Raw genomic sequence first — 1,493 nt, forward strand, 5'->3', positions numbered from 1 at the left:
GCGCATGTGGTTCCTCAACCGCCTCGAAGAGGAAGGCTCCGGCGCCGCCTACAACCTGCCGCTGGCCCTGCACATCTCCGGTGAGCTCGACGTCCCCGCGCTGGAAGCGGCCCTTGCTGACGTCGCCGACCGGCACGAGAGCCTGCGCACGATCTTCCCCGAGACGGGCGGCGTCCCGCGCCAGCACATCCTGACGGGCCGCGCCGGTCATCCCCGGCTGAACATCACGCCCGTCGAGGCGGCCGACGCGGACCGGGTGCTCGCCGAGGAGACCGAGGCGAGCATCGACGTGGAGCGCGAACTGCCGTGGCGCGTCCGGTTGCTGGTCCTTGGAGAGGACGAGCACATCCTGGTCATCACCGCGCACCACATCGCGGTGGACGGCTGGTCGCTCAGCGTTCTGGCCCGGGACGTGGGCATCGCGTATGCCGCGCGGTTGGAGGGGCGGGAGCCGGATTGGGCGCCGCTGCCGGTCCAGTACGCCGACTATGCGATCTGGCAGCGCGAGGTTCTCGGTGACCTGGACGATCCGGACAGTGTGATCAGCGGTCAGCTCGGCTACTGGCGTGAGGCGCTGCGTGATCTGCCGGAGGAGCTGGCGCTGCCGACGGACCGGCCGCGTCCCGCCGTCCCCTCGTTCAAGGGCGCGATGACGCCCGTGGGCGTGTCCGCCGAGGTCCACGCGGGCCTGACCGAGGTGGCGCAGCGGCAGGGCGCGAGCGTCTTCATGGTGGTGCAGGCCGCGCTGGCGGTGCTGCTGTCCCGGCTCGGCGCGGGCACCGACATCCCGCTCGGCACCGCGACCGCCGGTCGGGACGAAGCGGTGCTCGACGACCTCGCCGGGTTCTTCGTCAACACCCTGGTGCTGCGCACCGACGTCGGCGGCGACCCGTCGTTCACCGATCTGGTGAAGCGCGTTCGCGAGACCGACCTGGCCGCCTTCGGGCACCAGGACATCCCGTTCGAGCGGCTCGTGGACGACCTCAGCCCCGTCAGGTCGCTGTCGCGCCAGCCGCTGTTCCAGGTGATGTACTCGCTCCAGAGCGCTGCGGGCGACCGGCAGGGCCGCTGGGAGCTGCCGGGGCTCCAGGTCGATCTGCTGCCGCCCCGCGAGGGCTCCGAGGCGGCCCGGTTCGATCTGTCGGTGACCCTGTCGGAGCGGCGCGACGAGCACGGCGCGCCGGCGGGTATCGGCGGCGGCATCCAGTACGCCACCGACCTGTTCGACGAGTCCACCGTGCGTTCCATCGCCGACCGCTTCGCGCGGGTGCTGGAGCAGGTCGCGGCCGACCCGGAGCTGAGGGTCAGCCAGATCGATGTTCTGGACGAGGCCGAGCGTCGCACGTTGCTGACGGACTGGAACGCCACCGCGCGTCCTTGTCCGGCGGTGACGGTGCCGGGCCGGGTCCAGGAGTGGGCGCAGCGCACGCCGGACGCAGTGGCGTTGCGGTGCGGTGAGGTGTCGCTGACCTATGCCGAGCTGGAGGCGCGCT

1 protein-coding gene is annotated in these 1,493 nt (G+C 71.8%); it reads left to right on the forward strand.

The features are described 5' to 3' along the window. Nucleotides 1–1,493 (forward strand): condensation domain-containing protein (locus ABD879_RS32560; RefSeq protein ID WP_345025639.1); only part of this gene is annotated, 1,493 nt, incomplete at both ends.

Source organism: Actinomadura keratinilytica, from assembly GCF_039539665.1.
GTDB classification, from domain to species: Bacteria; Actinomycetota; Actinomycetes; order Streptosporangiales; family Streptosporangiaceae; genus Spirillospora; species Spirillospora keratinilytica.